The following is a 17,518-nucleotide window of genomic DNA, read 5'->3' as shown; positions in this document are numbered from 1 at the left end:
TTCTGAGGCGTCAGCAGCCACCTCTGGAAATTAGTTTTCTCAGGTATCAGCGTTTCGTGAAATGCGGACTGTGAAGGTCGATCCTGCACCGGGGCTACTTTCGACAGATATTGTGCCGCCATGAGCCTCTATAATTGGCTGGCAGATGCTCAGCCCCAGGCCGGTGCCGCTGCTGTGCCTGTCATCGGCACTGTCCACCCGGAAAAATCGTGTGAATATCCGTTCCTGCAATTCCTCGGGAATACCTTCCCCGTGATCCCTGACCGAAAATGTGAGGGTGTCTGCCGTGCTTTCGGATCTGATTTCGACCTGTTGGCCGGATTTGGAGAATTTGATCCCGTTTGATATCAGGTTTGTAATGACCTGAGTGATGCGGTTCGGGTCTCCTGTGAAATTCGGATCTTCTGCCTTTCCACAGATCTTGATACTGACGCCGAACTTGCTGGAGTATGGCTGCATGCTGACAACGCAGTCAGAGATCAGCTGTTCAATACTACTCGGCTGCATATCGTAAGACATCTGGCCGGCATCAATTTTCTCGACGTCCAGAATATCGGTCACCAGCACGCCGAGGCGCTCACTATTGCGGTACGCGATATCGATGACCTCATGCATCTTCTCGGTCAGCGGGCCTATTATGCCGCTGCGTGTCAGCCCGAGGGCGCCTGTGATCGAGGTCAGCGGTGTTTTCAATTCGTGACTGACGGTGGAAATGAACTCTCGCTTGATGCGTTCAAGCTCTTTGCGCTCCGAAATGTCTCGAATAATGCCGACAAACCGGAGGCTGGTGCCGACGAACATTTCACCGACCGCGAGTTCGATTGGAAAAACGGTTCCGTCCGATTTTATCGCGGTGAACTCCCTGTTCTTTCCAATCACGTTCTTTGTATGGCCGGTCAAATAGCTAGCGATATAGCGCGGGTGATTTGTGTGGTGGTGCCCGGACATGAGGATACTGACGTTTTTCCCAAGAGCATCTTTGCGCCTGATGCCGAACATGCGTTCGGCTGCCGGGTTGAAGGTGAGGATAACGCCATTGCTGTCGATCGTGATGATGGCATCCACCACTGTATCGAGGATAGCGCGGATGGACTCCGCGCGTTCGGCAAGGACTTCGGCGGTCGTGACGTGTTCACTCACATCATGCGCGACGACCATTTGTTGAATGACTGTGTCATCGGTGTCCCGGATAGGCTGGCGCTCGAATTCCACCCAGATCGGAACGCCGCTCTTCTTGTAAAGCTGTATCGTGCCGCTGACCGACTTTCCCTGCTCAATCTCGGTGTCGACGGATTGCATGATCTCTTGGTCAGTGTCAGCTCCGCGCAAGATGGATCGGGGGTCTTTGCCGACGATTTCTTCAATTCTGTACCCGGTGATTTCCGTGAAAGCAGGATTCACCCATTCCAGGCGGCCGTCCTTATCGAGAATCATGACCATGGATTTGGTTCTGTCCACGACAACCGATAACCGGCGGGCTTCAAGCTCGCTTTGCTGCAATCGCGCCAGCGTGGCCTTGAGTTGGGCTTCGTTTTCCTTCAGTCGGGTAATATCGATCCGCAGTCCTATTCGCATTCCGTCGACTGTTGTGCGCTCGGCGACCCGGATCCAGCGACCATCAGTCAATTGTTGCTCGACCTCTTGATCGGAATATTTATGTATCAATAGTCTTTCTCGGAACCATTCTTCTTCACGTCCGACAGCTTGGGCGTATTCGCCGGCCTCAAGTCCGGCTAGGATGATTTCGCTGAAAGTCGCGCCCGGTTTCATCGCGTGCGCTGATTTTGGATAAAGATCTCGGTATCTCTGGTTGCAGAGGACAAGGCGGTCGTCGGCGTCGTAGATAACTAATCCGTCTCTCAGAGCCTCGACCGCGTCGAGCAACTTTTCTTCTGCTGACCGCGCGCGCTCTATCAGAAGCATGTTGTCTGAAACATCCTTGATGATGCCGCAGATAACCGCTCTTTTTTCGTCATGCACCGGTTCGGCCCGCAGCATGTAGGTCACGCTTAAAGCGTCTTGGTCGGCCCGCGCCTCAAAGGTAATCGGATCCGGAACGGCGTCGTTAAAGATCGTCTCGAAAGTCCGGCGCACCAGTGCCCGATCAGACGAGGCTACCAGCGAGACATCAATTTCACCGCCAGGCAGTATTTCGGGCTTCCAAATGGATAGCGCTCCAGCACCATGAAGTCGGAGTTTTTTCCGCTCTGAATCCCACTCCCAATAAAGCGCTTTCGCGATTTTCTGGAGCGTTTTCAGGATGTTGGCGCTGTCTTTCCAGGGAGCGTCGTTGGTGGTTTCTGACTCTGCCATCTGGCCCTCATCAATGCCCGGATAATCAGGCACGAGCGACATAGCGTCGCTTTCATCGCTGGTCCTGGTACCCAATCCCGCTTGAAATCTGATGGTCCGGGAAATGGCCAGCGAAGAACCGTGACATAGGAGAGTTAATACTTCGTTGTTGTCGTTTTGGTTGGGGACTCTGCGGGATATCGATATGGTTTCGTGTTTTTTGCGCGGCCTTAACCTGATTTAAACCGCTGTCAAATATGTTGCCCAAGAAGACAAAAAGGGCAGCGAGCGGTTTGTTGGGCAAGGGTAACGACGCTAACCCGACGGATCGCCGGATGGAGAGGCTGCAATGACGAAAATGGCGCACCGGAAATGACGGATAGCGACCTTCGACAGGCGTTCTTGTCTCTGCGTGAAGAATTTCTCGAAATCTGCCGCGGCCGTGTCGGTGTGATCGAGCGGAACTGGTCGGAAATCAACTCCGGGTCAGAAGATAAAAACATCTCCGAGGCACTGGAGTTCATCAAGCGTGAAGCTCATACGATCGCAGGTTCTTCGGGTACGTATGGATATGCCGATGTCTCGAAATCAGCGAGAGAGCTCGAAGTTCTTTGCGCTCAGTTGATGGACGAAGGTGTGAACGATATGGATGCGGCACGACAAGAAGAGCTTGCGGCGGCAGTGACTCTCGTCTTCGAGGAAAGCACTCGAATGTTCGCAGACCCGGAAATCGGTACTGTTCCGTTCTGATGATGATGAGCGTCAATCAATCATCCGGTGGGGCGGCTATTCCAGATACGCTCGACCTCTTTGCTCAGTTGCATGGGGTCGAATGGTTTGGCGATAACGCCGATAGCTCCAATGTCCATCAGGCCGTCAATCTCGTCTTTCTGGGTCTTCGCAGTCATGAAAATGACCGGTATATGGCTTGCGGCCGGGATTTTCTGGATCGCGAGAAATGTCGTCGGACCATCCATCTCAGGCATCATGACATCCATGACAATCAAGTCCGGCGCGGTATCCGCGACGGCAGCTATGGCGTCCTTGCCCGAGGCGCAGGAGAAAACGTCAAATCCTCCGATGGATTCCAGAGTCAATTTTGCGATCGACCGGATGTCGGCTTCATCGTCCACATGCAGAATTTTTATCATGCGCGCTTCTTTCCAGTTTCCCATAGCCGGTGGGAGAGCAGAAGGACTGTGTGCGGTGAAGTTCCTGGCGTCAATGGCGCCATTGATTCTACAGGAAATTATAGAACGATCTGTAGCGCATTGGCGTCTCGCCACCGAGTGGTAAAGCATGCCATATGAATTTGAGCGGCCCGGAAGGCTGCAGTTTGACGGCAAAAGGAAGGCTCGATAGCTGATGGAAGATTTTGAGAAACATCTGGCGCGGTTGCATCAGGAGTTTTTGGACTATGCAAATGACAGCATAGGCCAGCTCGACAAGATGCTTGATGGTGCAGCCCAACGTGGCGAGCTGGAACCGTCCGAAATGGTCGACCTCGCCCGTATCGTGCATTCGCTGAAAGGATCTGGCGGTACCTTCGGGTTCACGAACCTGACAATCCTTGCGCACCGCTGTGAAGATTATATTTCTGCATCGGATTCCGGGGCGCCGCTCAATATTGACGATGTTCGGATTTTCATTGATCGGCTCGGCGATGTGATCGATGGGCGGATTTCCAACGATGGCCCGATCGATACTGTTGTCCGTTCCCTTCCGATGCGGTCCAGGTTCAATGTCTCGGATGTCACCGCCACGGAAGTCGAAGTCGGTCTGATCATGGAGCCCGGCGCGCAAGCACGGCTTGTAACGAAAGAGCTTGAGGCCTGCGGGTATCGCGTTACGGGCGTGCAATCGTCGATCCAGGGTATCGGGTACGTTTATCAGACTCGCCCGGACTGCGTTTTTGTTTCGGCCAACATGCCTGGTATGGATGGTGTGGATCTTATCTGCGCCCTGAAAGCAATGAAGGCGACGAAAGATATTCCCTGCGCTCTGCTGACATCGTTCACCAGAGACAACCCATTGCTGCAAGCACTCCCGGAATCGGTTCCTATCGTCCGTAAAGGTAAAGAGTTTGGGGACGATCTGGCTGAAGCTTTGCAAAAACTTGGATTAATCTAACGTCCTCTTAGAGGACGATCGGATTGTAAAAATTGAATAAAAAAAATTAAGAAAACTTAATGAATCGTAGATTCATCTTTGCTGGAATATTTGCCAATCTTGTTCTAATGAAGGTGCGAAAATTTTAAACTATCGCCTGTAATTAGGCTTCTCTCGATAACGAGTGACAATGACGCAAACTTGGACCAGTAGCCTTACCGTTGCCGTTGAAGAGGTTATCGATGGCACCTTCGATGTCGCACCGGACCCCTCGCGGGACGGTATTGTCGTATGGAACTCCGACGGCCGTTTAAGTGCTTTCAACCGCAAGATCGTCACTTTGCTTGATTTGCCGGACGATGCTTTGTCGCTTGGCATGGGAGAGCAGGACGTTCACACCCTGCAGGCGTCTCATGGCGATGTGCGATTTCTCAATGGTTTTAGTCCCGAACAACTGACCGGTTCCATGTCCGTTGGTTCCGGAAGCGATCATTGGCAGGCGGTTCTCCGGTCCGGCCGGGTTGTTCGTATCGACACCCGACCGCTCAGGCAGGGAGGGCTGGCAACAGTTGTTGCAGACGTCTCAGAAAAGCTTAACCGGGACACGGCTGAAGAAAAGGCCGCGGTGTTGCGTAAGACGATCGAGGATTGTCCTATCGGGGCATTGGTCCTGAGTTGTGACGACAACCGGCGTCTGATCGCTAACGCGGCCCTTGTGACGTGGCTCGGCGAAGACTTCATCAAGACTCTTACCCAGACCGGCCCGCAACCGGTTGGTGAGAATACGGAAAATCTTGAAGCTGTGCTGACAGACCCGGAATTCAGCGCCCGGTTGGCGGATCATGAGGTTCAATACACGGCGGCCGATGGCGAGACGCATTGGGTATTGTTGTCCGGAAGGCCCCTGGAGTTCGAAGGGTGCGCGGCGCGGATTATCTGGTTTCGCGATATTTCTGTCCGGCGGCGGCAGGCGCGTGATCTGCAGACCAAGGTCGCGGATAAAACAAAGCAGCTTGAAGAGGCTCTGCATCGCGCCGATCTGGCCAGCCTGGCAAAGACACAGTTTCTTGCCAATATGAGTCACGAATTGCGGACTCCGCTAAACAGCATCATCGGATTTTCAGATCTTCTGCAAAAGGAGATGTTCGGGCCGATCGGCAGTGAGCGCTATACCGAGTTCGTCCAGCATATTCATTCAGCTGGAGCCCATCTCCTCGAGTTGATCAACGACATTCTCGATGTTTCCCGGATAGAGCTGGGAGAGATGGGGCTGAAGGAAGATCTATTTGACCTTGGCCGTTCGGTCTCCGCCACAATCGCCATGATCCGCCCGAAACTTGCTGAGAAGTCGCAAAATTTCACGGCGGAGCTTCCGGAGAGGCCGGTCGGATTTACCGGTGACGAGCGGCAGATCCGTCAGGTTCTGATGAATTTGCTGACCAACGCCGTTAAGTTCACGGATACGGACGGCACGATCACCCTGCGGCTCACTGTTGATCCGGAAGCAGGCGCGGTGCTTGAGGTGAAAGACAACGGAATGGGCATTCGCGAGAGCGATCTTGATCGTGTTCTGAACCCGTTCGAGCAGGCGACGGACGAAACCTACAGCCGTTCGATCGAGGGAGCGGGGCTAGGTCTCTACCTCACCCAGGCGATTGCCCAATCCCATTGTGGCGACTTGAAGATCGTCAGCCAGCTGGGCGTCGGGACGACTGTTACCGTAACCCTGCCAGCTAGCCGGATCGAGCCGCTCGCCTGATACGGTCCGTTCCTGTTCCGCTACTCCAGATGCGGTTCGACCGGAACGCCGGCCGGCGTGCGGATAAAGAGTGCGAGCACGGCGCAGACCGCGGGGTACAGGGCGAGGCCTTGGATCATCAGGGTGGGCGAGCCGAAATGATCGAACGCATAGCCTATCGGTAGCGGTCCGATAGACGCACCGACGACCCCGATCATCTGTCCGACACCCTGAATGCTCCCGAGATGTGCCCGGCCGAAGAAGCGCGGCCAGACGTAGCCGAAGAGCGTCATGCTGCAGGCATTCAGAAGGCCGAACAGGGCGGCATAGGCAACGGCAGTCGGAACATTGGTCACCTGCGTCACCATGAGCAGGGCTGCGGCCTGGATCAGCAGGGCAATGGAAAACGCGTATCGAGACTTTATCCTGTCGAGTGTCCGTCCCACCAAGGGCATCATCGCCACCATTGTGCAGGCAGAGATCGGGAACATCCAGGCGGCGACCTGTTCTTCCAACCCTTGCGCGCTGAAGATCTTCACCTGATAGAAATGCAGGCTGGTGACCAGCATGGCGATGGATACCATTCCGACCCATAGCAGGTGAAATGTCGGTGTCCGGAGCGCTTCGCTGAGGGACAGGCCTGGTATGGCTTCGGTCTGCGCAGTCGTATCGCCAGCCTTTTTTTCCGGAGCTATGCCGTCAGGATAAAGGCCCTTCTGCTCCGGCTTGTCGTGCACGAGCAGCCAGATGACCGGAAGCATCAGTATCCAGGTCGTGAGCCCGAGCACTGTCCAGGCCTGACGCCAGCCAACTGTGTCGATCAGGTATTGCCCTAGTCGCGGGTGGATCGCCATCGAGGCGGCGAAGCCAAGTGCCATGAGGCCCATGGCATAGCCGCGTTTCTTGCTGAACCATTGGGAGGTCATGTTGGCACAGCTCAGCATGAGCGAGCCCTGGCCGAAAAAACGCAACAAAGCGAAGCCGATCCCGAGCCACAGCATATTGGCTGCTGCCCCGAAGAACAGGCAGGCAAAGCCGAGCAGGATCACGATCACGCTGGCCATTATGCGGGGACCGAACCGGTCGACGAGGCGCCCGGTAAATGGCAGGCAGAATGCGGCGAGCAGAGTGGCTGTCCCGTAGGCCGAAGCGATCTCGGTACTTGAGATGCCGAGATCTTTACTGATCGGGTCAATGAACACGCTGAAGGTGTGGGACTGACCTGGACCGCTGACAAAAATGCCGAGCCCGGCGACGGAGAGAATGACCCATCCGTAAAAAATGCGATCGTTCAGGTAGCCGAATAGCTGATCGCGAAGCGCCGCGACGGACATCTCTATCTCCCTGATGATTCTTTTTTTCGAACTGATCTGCTCGATTACCCAAAGATTGTCGGTAAAAACATCACAGAACAAGACAGATATTCGTCTCCAGATGGAATTGCTCTATCCTGCCGGACGGGCAATTGCTGTCCGGCAACGGTTGACGCTGCTCAACATTCCGGACAAGTTCCGTAAGAGCGAATAAAAACAATGGAATGGGTAGCCCGTGGTAAAAATAGTCGAAGCCAGGTTTGGAATCGGCGCGGTTGTTCGGCACAAGATGTTCGATTTCCGGGGCGTTGTGTTTGATGTCGACCCCGAATTTGCCAACACCGAAGATTGGTATCTCGCCATTCCGGAAGATCGCCGCCCGAGGCGCGATCAGCCGTTCTATCATCTGTTTGCCGAAAATCCGGAAACCTACTACGTCGCGTATGTCTCGGAGCAAAACCTGGTCGACGACAGCGACAATGGCCCGGTGAACCATCCTTCTATTTCAGAGCAGTTCACGGGGTTCGATGACGGCCGCTATATCGTCCGTCACCACGAAGCCTGACTCTATCTCACACCTTGTTGATGACGATCCCGCCGATCCTTGTGCGGTTGGCGGAACACGACGTCTATGTTTTCGGCTTGTCTGTTCCTTTTGAAACTCCCGGATCAAGCATTGCCTATAACGAAAGACTCTTCGGAAATCCGCTTCGTCCGGCTGCCGGAAATTGCTCTAGGCGAAATTGCCGAACATATGTCGGATCCACGCGTCGTCGAGCATATGCCGCTCGCGATAGGTGACTGGGATCAGTCGCGCTGTAAGCAGTTCGTCGCTTACAAAGAAGAATTCTGGCGCCGCGATGGTCTTGGCCATTGGGCAATTCTTAGAGATGACGTCTATGCCGGGTGGGGTGGGTTTCAGAAAGAAGCCGGTGAATGGGATTTTGGCTTGGTGCTCAAACCGGACCATTTTGGGTTGGGGATCCGAGTTGCCGGGAAGGCGCTCGCTGTTGCCAGATCCGACACGCGCATTCCCTTCGTCACGTTCTTGTTGCCGCTTTCGCGAAAGCATTTTCGCTGGACTGACCGGTTGGGCGCTGAGCGTGTGGGCGAGGTGGATTACGCGGGCAGTGTTTTCCGCAAGTATCGTTTGGGTACCGAATGAGACAAGTCGCCGGGATTTACCCGCGGGCGTTCAGGCGGCGCTTTGACGTTGTCCCGGGCGGGCTGCTTGTTCCGAGTCCTGCTTTTTGAATTCCCACACCCGGGCAGGCGGTAGATTGCGCCACGCCGTGCCGACATGCTTTGCATTGATCCCGAGGCCATCCCGCAATGTCCGCGACACCGGGCAGCTCGGGCCATAGCTGTATTGGATGAGGGAGCCGTTTTCCCCCAATACCGCGAACGCTTCGGCGAGGATGACATTGCGTTGGCTGCGAGGGAGCGACAGCAGGGGCAGGCTGGAAACGATCCGCCGAACCGGGCCCGCATTGTTCGATGCAAGATGACGCCGAAGATGCTCTGCATCCCCGGTCACGACCGTTACTTCCGGGAAAGCGCTCCGCAGCCAGTCGGACAAAGCCCGATCCCGTTCCAGAACGACCATGCGGTCTGGAGCGATACCGTTCTCAATCAGTGCACGGGTTACCGCTCCTGTTCCGCCGCCGAGCTCGACGATCCATTCGTCAGGTGCCAGATCGGCGACCGTGCCGGCGATCAATCGAGTCAGGTCCCGTCCACTGGGACGGACAGACCCTGTCTTGAGTGGGGCACGAAGCCATCTTGAGAGGAAGAAGATTTCCTCTCTGGCTGTTCGAAGACCCATGAAGCACTCCCTGAAATCAGGCCAGAATATCGACCTTGAGCATTCATAGATAGGCGCAACGATCTTGCACCAAAAGCAGAAAAATCAGCGTCCGGTGACTGATCCCCCGTACACCTCCCAATATTCTAGGTCTTTGGCAGTTTTGCTGCACGCCGAAGTTTCGGATCGAGTAGATCGCGAAGCCCGTCGCCAAGCAGGTTCAGGCCCAGCACGGTAACTGCGATGCAGAGTCCGGGGAGAATCGCCAGCATGGGCGCGAAATAGAGCATGGTCTGCGCTTCGTGTAGCATTTTGCCCCAGCTTGGCTGCGGCGGCTGGGTACCGAGGCCGAGATAGCTGAGGCCGGCCTCGGCCAGGATGGCGAGGGCGAACTGGATCGTCGCTTGCACGATCAGCGGGCTGGCGATGTTGGGCAGCATGTGGCGCAGGGCGATTTGCAGGGGAGGCACGCCAACAGCGCGCGCGGCTGTGACATATTCCATCTTCCAGACCGAGAGCGAGACGCCGCGGGTAAGGCGGGCGAAGACCGGGACATTGAAGATACCGATGGCAATGATCGAGTTCACGGTTCCGGGCCCGTAGATCGCCGTGATCATCACGGCTGTCAGCAGGGCGGGAAAGGCGAAGGCGAGGTCGCTTGCCCGCATCACGGCTTCGCTGATCAATCCGGGCCGCATTGCCGAGAGGAGGCCGAGTGGGCCGCCGAGACCGATGCCAAGGCCGACCGCGACCAGACCGACTGCCACGGAATTGCCTGCGCCGACCATTAGCATGGAGAGTATATCCCGGCCAAAATGATCCGTGCCGAGCGGGTGCCCGATCGATGCAGCGCTGAGCTTTTCAGCAATATTCAGCACGGTGACAGGGTACGGCGTCCACACTAGCGCCAGGGCCGCTATCAGCAGGACTGACACGGAGATCGCACCGCCGATCAGGAAACCGGGGTGACGCATCGCCCGGCGCCAGAAACCGGTCCGTTGGCGTATAGAGCTGAGAGTGGCGATATCAGACATTGCCGCCACCCTGTCTGAGACGCGGATCGGCCCAAGCGTAGAGGATGTCGACGATGAAATTCACTGTGATGACGATGGCGACAAGCAGAACGACGATATCCTTCACCACGATCAGGTCACGCTGGGCGATGGCCTGGAACATCAAGCGGCCCAAACCTGGCAGATAGAACACATTCTCGATGATCACGGTCCCGGCGAGCAGGAAGCTGAATTGCAGGCCCATGATGGTCAGCGGGGCGGCGAGCGCGTTGCGGACGGCGTGCCGCCAGATAACAGTCCCTCCGGGCAATCCCTTTGCCCGGGCCGTCCGGATGTAGTCCTCGCCGAGTACGTCAATGACGGACGAGCGTGTGACCCGGGCCAGAATGGCCGCCTGCGGCAGCGCGAGCGCTATGGCCGGCAGGAGGAGGGAGCCGAGGGCGGGCAATATGCCATCCTCGAAGCCGGGAAAGCCACCCGCGCTGGTCCAGCCGAGGGTAACGGCGAAAAGCAGGATCAGCAGGATGGCAAACCAGAAATTCGGCACCGCGACGCCAAGCTGGGCGATCCCCATGATGATGGTGTCGGCCGGGCGGCCCCGGAACATGGCGGACAGCACACCGCTTGGAAGCGCGATGAGCGTCGAGAACAGGATGGCCATCAGGGCCAACGGCAAGGTGACAACCATGCGCTCGCCAATGAGCTCGGAAACGGGCACATCATAAGTATAGCTGATCCCGAGGTCGCCAGAGAGGAAGGCGAGGATCCAGGAGATGAACCGTTCGGGAGCCGGGCGGTCGAGCCCCATCTGTGCCCGCAAGGCTGCGAGCGTATCCGGCTGCGCATTCAGGCCAAGCATGACCTCCGCCGGATCGCCCGGAAGCACTTCCATGACGAGGAATACAATCAGGGCGGCGACCACGAGGGTCGCCGCCAGTGCCGTCAGGCGCCGCACGGTAAATTCGAGCATGGAACGAAGTCCGGCGGGTTCAGGTTATTCCCAGTAAGCGGCGGTCACGTCGTTGGCCTGGATTGGACGGTTCGCCCAGAGACCCTTGATGCCTTTTTTCCAGACGCCATTCTGGGCCAGCTCGAACAGGAAGCCGTTGACGCTGTCTTCAGCCAGAACTTTCTGGGCCTCGCCTATCAGCGCTTTCCGCTTGGCCGGATCGACAGCTTCCGTCAGGTCTGCATAGACCTTGTTGAAGCGGTCGCTCTTGTAATTGAAGTAGTAGCTGTCACGCGCATAGATGCCGATATCGAACGGCTCGGTGTGGGAGACGATGGTGAGATCATAATCCGTCGTCTTGAACACCTGCTTCAGCCATTGCGCCCACTCAACCGGGATGATGTCCGTTTCGATACCGACGGCAGCGAGCTGGGCGGCGATCACTTCACCGCCACGGCGGGCATAGCTTGGCGGCGGCAGGGTCAGGCGCAGTTTCAGACCGGAGGCGTAACCGGCTTCTGCCAGTAGAGCCTTCGCTTTCGCCTGATCGTGCGGATACATAGCGGTCAGATCGACATATGCCGGATGGTGCGGGGCGAAATGGCTGCCGATAGGCGTGCCGGAGCCGAACATGGCGCCGTCGATGATCGCCTGCCGGTCAATGGCATGGGCGATGGCGCGGCGGACACGAATGTCGCTCAGGGCCTTGTTCGTATTGTTCATGGAGAGAATGGTTTCCCCCTCCGTGGTGCCGACGACGACCTCGAAGCGCGGATCGGCGCGGAACTGCTCCAGCAGCTCGGGCGCGCCGAAATTCGGGAAGACGTCGATATCGCCGGACATCAGCGCGGCGGCCGATGACGCGGCATCCGGCATGACCTTGAAGCTGACCTTGGCCAGTTTCGCGGCATCGCCCCAATAGGCATCGTTCCGCTTCAGGCGGATCTCGGAGCCCTTGGACCAGCGATCAAAAGTGAACGGACCGGTCCCGACCGGCTTGGTCTTGTTCCCATCCGCGCTTTCGGACGCAACCATGACCACGTCACCCCAACCGAGGTTGAACAGGAAATGTCCCGTCGGACGCTTCAGGGTGATGGTCACGGTCTGGGCGTTCGGAGCCTCGACCTTGGCGATCGGTTCAAACAGGCCTTTCTGGGCGTTGGTGCTGTCTTCCGCCATGGCGCGGTTGATCGAGAACAGAACGTCGGCGGAATCGAATGCCGTGCCATCGTGGAAATTCACACCGTCGCGGAGCGCGAAGCTGTAGGTCAGGCCGTCGTCGGAGACTGTCCACACTTTCGCCAGTCCGGGCAGTACGGCACCGTCCGGGCCAATCCGGGTCAGGCCCTCGAACACGTTCTGATAGACGACCTCGTCAATCGCGGCGGCGGCGCCAGCGGTCGGGTCCAGATGCGGCGGCTCAAGTCCAATGCCGAGTGTCAGACTATCCTTGGCGGCGGCCTGCCCGGACATACCGAGGCCAGTGGCCAACAGCGCTGCTGCGATCAGCGTGGTTTTCATTTCTTGTCTCCCTGCCCAAAGCGGCTCCACAGAACGGTTCCGCCCGAAAGGGGGCAAGCCTTACACGGCCCCTGTTGCACTGCAATAGCGGGAATGGAAATGCGGGATGCTTTGGCGGACTGCCAGTCAGGCTAGCTATGGTCTCGCAAAATGGCTGAAAGTTTTGCCGCTGCTTCGGCGAGTGCGGCCCGCTGCGGTGCCGCGATCTCGGCATTCTCGAGGCAGTCGGCGGTCGCGGACAGGACATCCGCCAGGAGGTAGTCGTGAAGATGGAAGGAGGCGACACGCTTGTCGTCCCCCGGATGCACAAGCTTCACGGCAATGGCATCGCGTTCACGTTCGACTTCATATGTACTGTCTCGATGGAAATAGCCGAGATAGGCCTTGTCGGGAAACTCGATGGAGACCTCGGCTGCATCTGTTATCGGTTTGCGCATGAACGACTCCAATCCATTGGCCCGGGAACAGGCGCCGGTTATGTATTTGCGTGGTTCGCGACGAGAAAACATTGATCCAAATCAATGTTTTTGTCTTGTTTACGGATATTGTTGAGAGCGACACTGAAGCTGAATCTATAGCCGCGACGACGACCCGGTTTTGCCGGGATGCAAAGAGAGCGGGCACGAAAAACCGGAGGAATATGATGGTGCCGATGGATACCATCCAGGCGCATGGCAGCCGGATGGAGCCTGACGAACCTTGGGAATGGCTGGCGGCAGGATGGCGTGACATCCTGGCCGGCCCGGCGATCAGCCTGACCTACGGGATCGCATTCTCCATCATCAGCCTGGGGCTCGCCGGCGCGCTTTTCTATTTCGATATCCCGCACCTTCTACTGCCGCTTTCGGCCGGTTTCATGTTGATGGGCCCGATGCTGGCGGTCGGACTCTACGAGACCAGCCGGCGGCGTCAGACTGGAGAACCTGTTTCACTCAGGACGGCGCTTTTCGTGCCGGTGCGTAACCCAACTCAGCTCGCCTCGCTGGGCGTCATCCTTATGGCGGCGCATTTGATCTGGATTCGCATTGCCACGCTGCTTTACGCGCTATTCTTCGGCACCCAGCCTTTTCCGGGGTTGGAAGAGTCCATCAGCATGCTGTTCTTCACGTTCGACGGCCTTGGTCTGCTTGTTGTAGGCACCGCATTCGGCGGCGTGCTGGCGGCTGCTGTCTTTGCGCTTACGGCGTTCTCGGTGCCGATTTTAATGGTGCGCGACGTTGATGCTGTGACGGCCATTCTGGAAAGCGTGAAGATGATACGGGAGAATCTCTGGCCGATGCTGGTATGGGCCTGGCTCATCGTGATGCTGACAGCGGTCGGGATTGTGACCTGTTTCGTCGGACTGGCGATTACCTTCCCGCTGATCGGACATGCGACATGGCATGCTTACAGGCGTGCTTTTGACGGGATCAGGCCGGACTAACCGGCTGACTTTGCCTTTGCCGCGCCGTTGAGCCATTCAAATGCGCGTGGATACCAGTCCTTCGGAGCGGCGTGTCCACCATCATAGAGGCAAAGTGCGAGGCGCGAGCCTCCGCCGCAGTGGTTCCATTCCTTGCAAAGCAGGCCCTTAGGTCCGGTGCGTTCGACGTCCGGCAGCTTGCAGCGGTTATGCGCCCGCAAGACCTCGAAGCTCTGAAACACGTCGCCCTGACGCCATTGTCCGCGAATGGTCCGGCCCTCCAGCGGCATGATCTTGTCCCCGCGTCCGTGGACATGGATCATCGTGACCGGCCCTGCCGGGCAGGTTACGGGATGCGGCCGCCAGAACGCCCCGGAAACTGGAAAGAAACCGGCATAGCGATCCCCGGCCAGGCAGGCGATATCCCATGCCATGGATGCGCCGAGAGAGAAGCCGGAAACCCAGAGACGTGACCGGTCGATGGGCCAGCGTCTGCCTACATCATCGATCATGGCTGCCGCGAACGCGATTTCATCCCGATTGTTGGAAGGGGCACCTCTTACGGACCAGCCCCCGTCGATACCGTTCGGTGCAACGACCAGTGCTCCGGCGTCATCCGCTGCCTTTGCCAGCGCTTTCATCCCCATGACGACGCGGCCGGTCTGTCTGTATCCGTGGAAATAGATCAGGACGGGGAGGGGACTTTCTCCGTCCCAGCCGGCAGGCGCCCTCGCGTGGTAACTGCCGCCGTCAAGAATGCAGGCATCTGTGGGTCCGCACGGATGCTCAGCACCGTTGGCCATTGTGGCGGGGACGCCAACGAAGACAAGCAGCGCGGCAATTAATGCAGCAAAGGTTTGAGACCATCTCATGGATGGAAGAGTGACCCGGGTCCAGGCGATTGTAACTCGGGAAATCCCTCAATAACGACGTTGTGACGATAGGTCAGTCGTCGTCCAGCATGCGGTGCGCGGCGCCGTCGAGATCCTCGAACTGGCCGCTCTTGAGGGCCCAGAGAAAGGCAATCAGACCGATAAGTCCGAGAAACAGAGCGGCAGGGATGAGGAAGCTAAGAGCGGTCATTGTGAGGCTCCGGCAGGACCTGGCCGAGTTTAATGCGCAGGGCATTCAGCGTCACCACCAGTGACGAGGAGGACATGGCGATGGCGGCGACCAGCGGCGTGGCGAAGCCGGCGGCGGCAACCGGAACCGCGATCAGATTGTAGGCGAGGGCCAGGGTGAAATTCTGCATCACCAGCGCTCTGGAGATCCGGGCGGTCTTCAGGCTTTCCAGAACCGGTGCGAGGTGATGGCCCTGAAAGATGAAATCCGCCGCTGTCTGGCTTGCGTCGGCAGCGGTGCCGGGCGAGATCGAGGCAAAGGCGGCGGCGAGCGCGGGAGCATCGTTCAGTCCGTCACCGACCATGCAGACCCGACGCCCCTGTGCGGTAAGAGTGTCCAACCGGGCGATTTTTTCCTGGGGTGTGCAGCCATGGCGCCAGGTCGTAATCCCGAGCTCCTTCGCAATCCGGGCCACCGCATCCTGGCGGTCGCCGGACAGCAGTTCCACTGCGTAGCCGTCATATTGCAAGGCGGATATCACGGCTGCCGCATCGGAACGGACCGTGTCATTGAACCGGAACTGGACGTGGCGTCCATTCTCGGAAAGCCAAAGCTCTGGGCCATCATGGGCGAGGCCTTCATTGGCTGAGATGCCGGCGAACTCCCGCCTGCCAAGACGGATCTCGCTTTGACCGTCCATGGCCTTGAGGCCCTGACCCGGGATTTCCTCGACTGACTGGAGCGCGGCGACTGGACCGGCTACCCGGCGCAAGGCGAGGGAGAGCGGGTGACGGCTGGCGGCGGCCAGTGCGGCGGCACGTTTCAGGTCGGCGAGCGCGATGTCGTGCCGGTCAACCAGTTCGGGCTGACCGAGGGTGAGGGTGCCGGTCTTGTCGAACACTATGGTGTCGACGGTTGCGAGCCGTTCGAGACCGTCCCCGGACTTCGCCAGAATTCCGGCCTTCAGCAGGCGCCCGACTGCCCCGGCCTGGACCGCCGGAACAGCAAGTCCCAGAGCACAGGGGCAGGTAACGATGAGAACTGTGATGGCGATCATCAGCGAGCCCTGCCAGCTCATTCCGCCGATCAGGAACCAGCCAAGGAAGGTGGCCAGAGAGACAGCGTGCACGACCGGGGCATACCAGCGCGCCATCCGGTCGGCCAGACGCACATAGCGGGCCCGGCCCTGCTCGGCGGCTTCCATCAGGCCGACGATCTCGGAAAGCAGCGTGCCTTCGTCAGTGGCGGTCACGGTCACGGTGACCGGCGCTCCGACATTGACTGTCCCGGCGAAGACCTTGTCGCCGATCCGTGTCGGTCGCGGCAGGCTTTCGCCCGTCACCATGGAGGTGTCGATTTCTGTCTGGCCGCTTGCCAGCACGCCATCGACGGGGAGGCGCTCACCGGCGGCAACCGCGACGCTCATTCCGGGGCGGATGCTGTCTATCGGCATCGAGATATAGCTTCCGTCAGCGTTGATGACGGTCGCGGAGACTGCTCTCAGGGCCAGAAGGTTCTGGGCGGCGGACTCGACTTTGCGCCGCAGTGAACGATCAAGAAACCGGCCAATCAGCAGGAAGAAAAGCAGGCTGACTGCGGCGTCGAAATAGACATGCTCGCCGCCGCGCGTGGTCTCGAATAGGCTCATGCCGCACGCGAGCAGAACGGCGAGCGAGATCGGCACATCCATGTTGGTGCGGCCGTGCGAGACAGCTGACAGGGCCGAGCGGAAGAACGGGCGTCCGGCGTAGGCGACTGCGGGCAGGGCAATCAGGGCGGACAGCCAGTGCATCAGCGCCCGGGTCGCTTCGCCCATGTCCTGCGCGAGACCGGCCCACACGGCGACGGAGATCAGCATCACATTGGCGGCGGCGAAGCCGGAGACCGCCATGGCCTTCAAGAGGTCCTTGTCGTCCGTGTTGGCCGAGGCGGCGAGTTTTACCGGATCATAGGGGCTGACTTCATAGCCAAGGTCGGCCAGCACCCCGACGAGGAAGGCTGCATCCGTCTGTGCTTCGTTCCAACGCAGATGCAGGCGGCGTGTCGTTGCGTTGAGCCTGGCTGCCAGGACGCCGGGCTTTCCGTTGAGGCCGCCCTCGATCTGACGGACGCAGGACGGGCAATGCATGTTCCGAACAATCAGATGCAGGTCCGAGATACCGTCTTCACCGGCAACGACATAAGAGCCGACATCCGCTGGCCGGATGACGTCATCCGCCAGATCCATTGCCGCCGCGATCTCGCAGCAACTCGCAAGCGGGGCTGTCTTGATGCTTTGCGTGCCGTTTGGGCTGTCGGAGGTGGCGTTCATGCTC

General features: G+C 58.3%; 17 protein-coding genes. 6 read left to right on the top strand and 11 right to left on the bottom strand.

Going from position 1 to position 17,518, the window contains the following annotated elements; translation table 11 throughout:
* Window positions 1-39: 39 nt before the first annotated feature.
* Window positions 40-2,355, bottom strand: coding sequence for a PAS domain S-box protein (locus tag VOI22_RS06935; RefSeq protein WP_323795802.1), 2,316 nt, complete (start codon window positions 2,353-2,355; stop codon window positions 40-42).
* Window positions 2,356-2,664: 309 nt separating this feature from the next.
* Between VOI22_RS06935 and VOI22_RS06930 the strand changes: the two genes are divergently transcribed.
* The gene (locus tag VOI22_RS06930; RefSeq protein ID WP_323795801.1) at window positions 2,665-3,042 is read left to right on the top strand and encodes an Hpt domain-containing protein; all 378 of its coding nucleotides are present in this window, start codon (window positions 2,665-2,667) and stop codon (window positions 3,040-3,042) included.
* Window positions 3,043-3,062: 20 nt separating this feature from the next.
* Here the strand turns inward: VOI22_RS06930 and VOI22_RS06925 are convergent, their stop codons facing one another.
* Window positions 3,063-3,443, bottom strand: a complete 381-nt coding sequence (locus tag VOI22_RS06925; protein ID WP_323795800.1) for a response regulator — start codon at window positions 3,441-3,443, stop codon at window positions 3,063-3,065.
* Window positions 3,444-3,657: 214 nt separating this feature from the next.
* Here VOI22_RS06925 and VOI22_RS06920 point away from each other — a divergent pair, with 214 nt between their 5' ends.
* Window positions 3,658-4,422 carry an Hpt domain-containing protein gene (locus VOI22_RS06920; protein WP_323795799.1) on the top strand — a complete coding sequence of 255 codons (765 nt, stop codon included), beginning with the start codon at window positions 3,658-3,660 and terminating at the stop codon, window positions 4,420-4,422.
* 169 nt (window positions 4,423-4,591) lie between these two features.
* Entirely contained in the window at window positions 4,592-6,160 is a 1,569-nt protein-coding gene (locus tag VOI22_RS06915) for an ATP-binding protein (RefSeq protein WP_323795798.1), read from the top strand.
* Between the two features lie 20 nt (window positions 6,161-6,180).
* Here the strand turns inward: VOI22_RS06915 and VOI22_RS06910 are convergent, their stop codons facing one another.
* Entirely contained in the window at window positions 6,181-7,473 is a 1,293-nt protein-coding gene (locus VOI22_RS06910; protein WP_323795797.1) for an MFS transporter, read from the bottom strand.
* A 214-nt stretch (window positions 7,474-7,687) separates the two neighbouring features.
* On the opposite strand from VOI22_RS06910, the gene hspQ reads away from it, so the two are divergent.
* Complete coding sequence (gene hspQ, locus VOI22_RS06905; protein ID WP_323795796.1) at window positions 7,688-8,017, top strand: heat shock protein HspQ; 330 nt, start codon at window positions 7,688-7,690, stop codon at window positions 8,015-8,017.
* A gap of 111 nt (window positions 8,018-8,128) precedes the next feature.
* Window positions 8,129-8,617, top strand: coding sequence for a GNAT family N-acetyltransferase (locus tag VOI22_RS06900; RefSeq protein WP_323795795.1), 489 nt, complete (start codon window positions 8,129-8,131; stop codon window positions 8,615-8,617).
* A 30-nt stretch (window positions 8,618-8,647) separates the two neighbouring features.
* Here the strand turns inward: VOI22_RS06900 and VOI22_RS06895 are convergent, their stop codons facing one another.
* The 5 genes from VOI22_RS06895 to VOI22_RS06875 all read right to left on the bottom strand — a co-directional run bounded on the left by VOI22_RS06895 (window position 8,648) and on the right by VOI22_RS06875 (window position 13,176).
* Window positions 8,648-9,277, bottom strand: a complete 630-nt coding sequence (locus VOI22_RS06895; protein ID WP_156901162.1) for a class I SAM-dependent methyltransferase — start codon at window positions 9,275-9,277, stop codon at window positions 8,648-8,650.
* 125 nt (window positions 9,278-9,402) lie between these two features.
* Window positions 9,403-10,290 (bottom strand): ABC transporter permease, encoded by an 888-nt coding sequence (locus tag VOI22_RS06890; RefSeq protein ID WP_323795794.1) that lies wholly within the window; start codon window positions 10,288-10,290, stop codon window positions 9,403-9,405.
* The gene (locus tag VOI22_RS06885; RefSeq protein ID WP_323795793.1) at window positions 10,283-11,239 is read right to left on the bottom strand and encodes an ABC transporter permease; all 957 of its coding nucleotides are present in this window, start codon (window positions 11,237-11,239) and stop codon (window positions 10,283-10,285) included. Before VOI22_RS06885 ends, VOI22_RS06890 begins: the two co-directional genes overlap by 8 nt.
* A 24-nt stretch (window positions 11,240-11,263) precedes the next feature.
* A complete protein-coding gene (locus VOI22_RS06880; RefSeq protein ID WP_323795792.1) occupies window positions 11,264-12,739 on the bottom strand; it encodes an ABC transporter substrate-binding protein in 1,476 nt (491 codons plus the stop codon).
* Window positions 12,740-12,870: 131 nt separating this feature from the next.
* Window positions 12,871-13,176, bottom strand: a complete 306-nt coding sequence (locus VOI22_RS06875; protein WP_323795791.1) for a hypothetical protein — start codon at window positions 13,174-13,176, stop codon at window positions 12,871-12,873.
* A 203-nt stretch (window positions 13,177-13,379) separates the two neighbouring features.
* Here VOI22_RS06875 and VOI22_RS06870 point away from each other — a divergent pair, with 203 nt between their 5' ends.
* Window positions 13,380-14,162 (top strand): DUF2189 domain-containing protein, encoded by a 783-nt coding sequence (locus VOI22_RS06870; RefSeq protein WP_323795790.1) that lies wholly within the window; start codon window positions 13,380-13,382, stop codon window positions 14,160-14,162.
* Here VOI22_RS06870 and VOI22_RS06865 read toward each other — a convergent pair.
* The 3 genes from VOI22_RS06865 to VOI22_RS06855 form a co-directional block, all read right to left on the bottom strand.
* On the bottom strand, window positions 14,159-14,944 hold the full coding sequence (locus VOI22_RS06865; RefSeq protein WP_323795789.1) for a hypothetical protein: 786 nt from the start codon (window positions 14,942-14,944) through the stop codon (window positions 14,159-14,161). The genes VOI22_RS06870 and VOI22_RS06865 overlap by 4 nt on opposite strands.
* Window positions 14,945-15,086: 142 nt before the next feature.
* On the bottom strand, window positions 15,087-15,224 hold the full coding sequence (ccoS, locus tag VOI22_RS06860; RefSeq protein WP_084608068.1) for a cbb3-type cytochrome oxidase assembly protein CcoS: 138 nt from the start codon (window positions 15,222-15,224) through the stop codon (window positions 15,087-15,089).
* Window positions 15,211-17,514, bottom strand: coding sequence for a heavy metal translocating P-type ATPase (locus VOI22_RS06855; RefSeq protein WP_323795788.1), 2,304 nt, complete (start codon window positions 17,512-17,514; stop codon window positions 15,211-15,213). Before VOI22_RS06855 ends, ccoS begins: the two co-directional genes overlap by 14 nt.
* Between the last annotated feature and the right edge of the window lie 4 nt (window positions 17,515-17,518).

Source organism: Nisaea sp. (genome assembly GCF_034670185.1).
Taxonomy (GTDB): Bacteria; Pseudomonadota; Alphaproteobacteria; order Thalassobaculales; family Thalassobaculaceae; genus Nisaea.
Note: the sequence above shows the minus strand (reverse complement) of the source record. Positions and strands in the feature narration are given on the sequence as shown.

Bases quoted from the DNA above. Each gene is read 5' to 3' on its own strand.
- VOI22_RS06935 (WP_323795802.1), bottom strand. From the start codon at position 2,355: ATGTCGCTCGTGCCTGATTATCCGGGCATTGATGAGGGCCAGATGGCA.
- VOI22_RS06930 (WP_323795801.1), top strand. From the start codon at position 2,665: ATGACGGATAGCGACCTTCGACAGGCGTTCTTGTCTCTGCGTGAAGAA.
- VOI22_RS06925 (WP_323795800.1), bottom strand. From the start codon at position 3,443: ATGATAAAAATTCTGCATGTGGACGATGAAGCCGACATCCGGTCGATC.
- VOI22_RS06920 (WP_323795799.1), top strand. From the start codon at position 3,658: ATGGAAGATTTTGAGAAACATCTGGCGCGGTTGCATCAGGAGTTTTTG.
- VOI22_RS06915 (WP_323795798.1), top strand. From the start codon at position 4,592: ATGACGCAAACTTGGACCAGTAGCCTTACCGTTGCCGTTGAAGAGGTT.
- VOI22_RS06910 (WP_323795797.1), bottom strand. From the start codon at position 7,473: ATGTCCGTCGCGGCGCTTCGCGATCAGCTATTCGGCTACCTGAACGAT.
- VOI22_RS06895 (WP_156901162.1), bottom strand. From the start codon at position 9,277: ATGGGTCTTCGAACAGCCAGAGAGGAAATCTTCTTCCTCTCAAGATGG.
- VOI22_RS06890 (WP_323795794.1), bottom strand. From the start codon at position 10,290: ATGTCTGATATCGCCACTCTCAGCTCTATACGCCAACGGACCGGTTTC.
- VOI22_RS06885 (WP_323795793.1), bottom strand. From the start codon at position 11,239: ATGCTCGAATTTACCGTGCGGCGCCTGACGGCACTGGCGGCGACCCTC.
- VOI22_RS06880 (WP_323795792.1), bottom strand. From the start codon at position 12,739: ATGAAAACCACGCTGATCGCAGCAGCGCTGTTGGCCACTGGCCTCGGT.
- VOI22_RS06875 (WP_323795791.1), bottom strand. From the start codon at position 13,176: ATGCGCAAACCGATAACAGATGCAGCCGAGGTCTCCATCGAGTTTCCC.
- VOI22_RS06870 (WP_323795790.1), top strand. From the start codon at position 13,380: ATGATGGTGCCGATGGATACCATCCAGGCGCATGGCAGCCGGATGGAG.
- VOI22_RS06865 (WP_323795789.1), bottom strand. From the start codon at position 14,944: ATGGCCAACGGTGCTGAGCATCCGTGCGGACCCACAGATGCCTGCATT.
- ccoS (WP_084608068.1), bottom strand. From the start codon at position 15,224: ATGACCGCTCTTAGCTTCCTCATCCCTGCCGCTCTGTTTCTCGGACTT.
- VOI22_RS06855 (WP_323795788.1), bottom strand. From the start codon at position 17,514: ATGAACGCCACCTCCGACAGCCCAAACGGCACGCAAAGCATCAAGACA.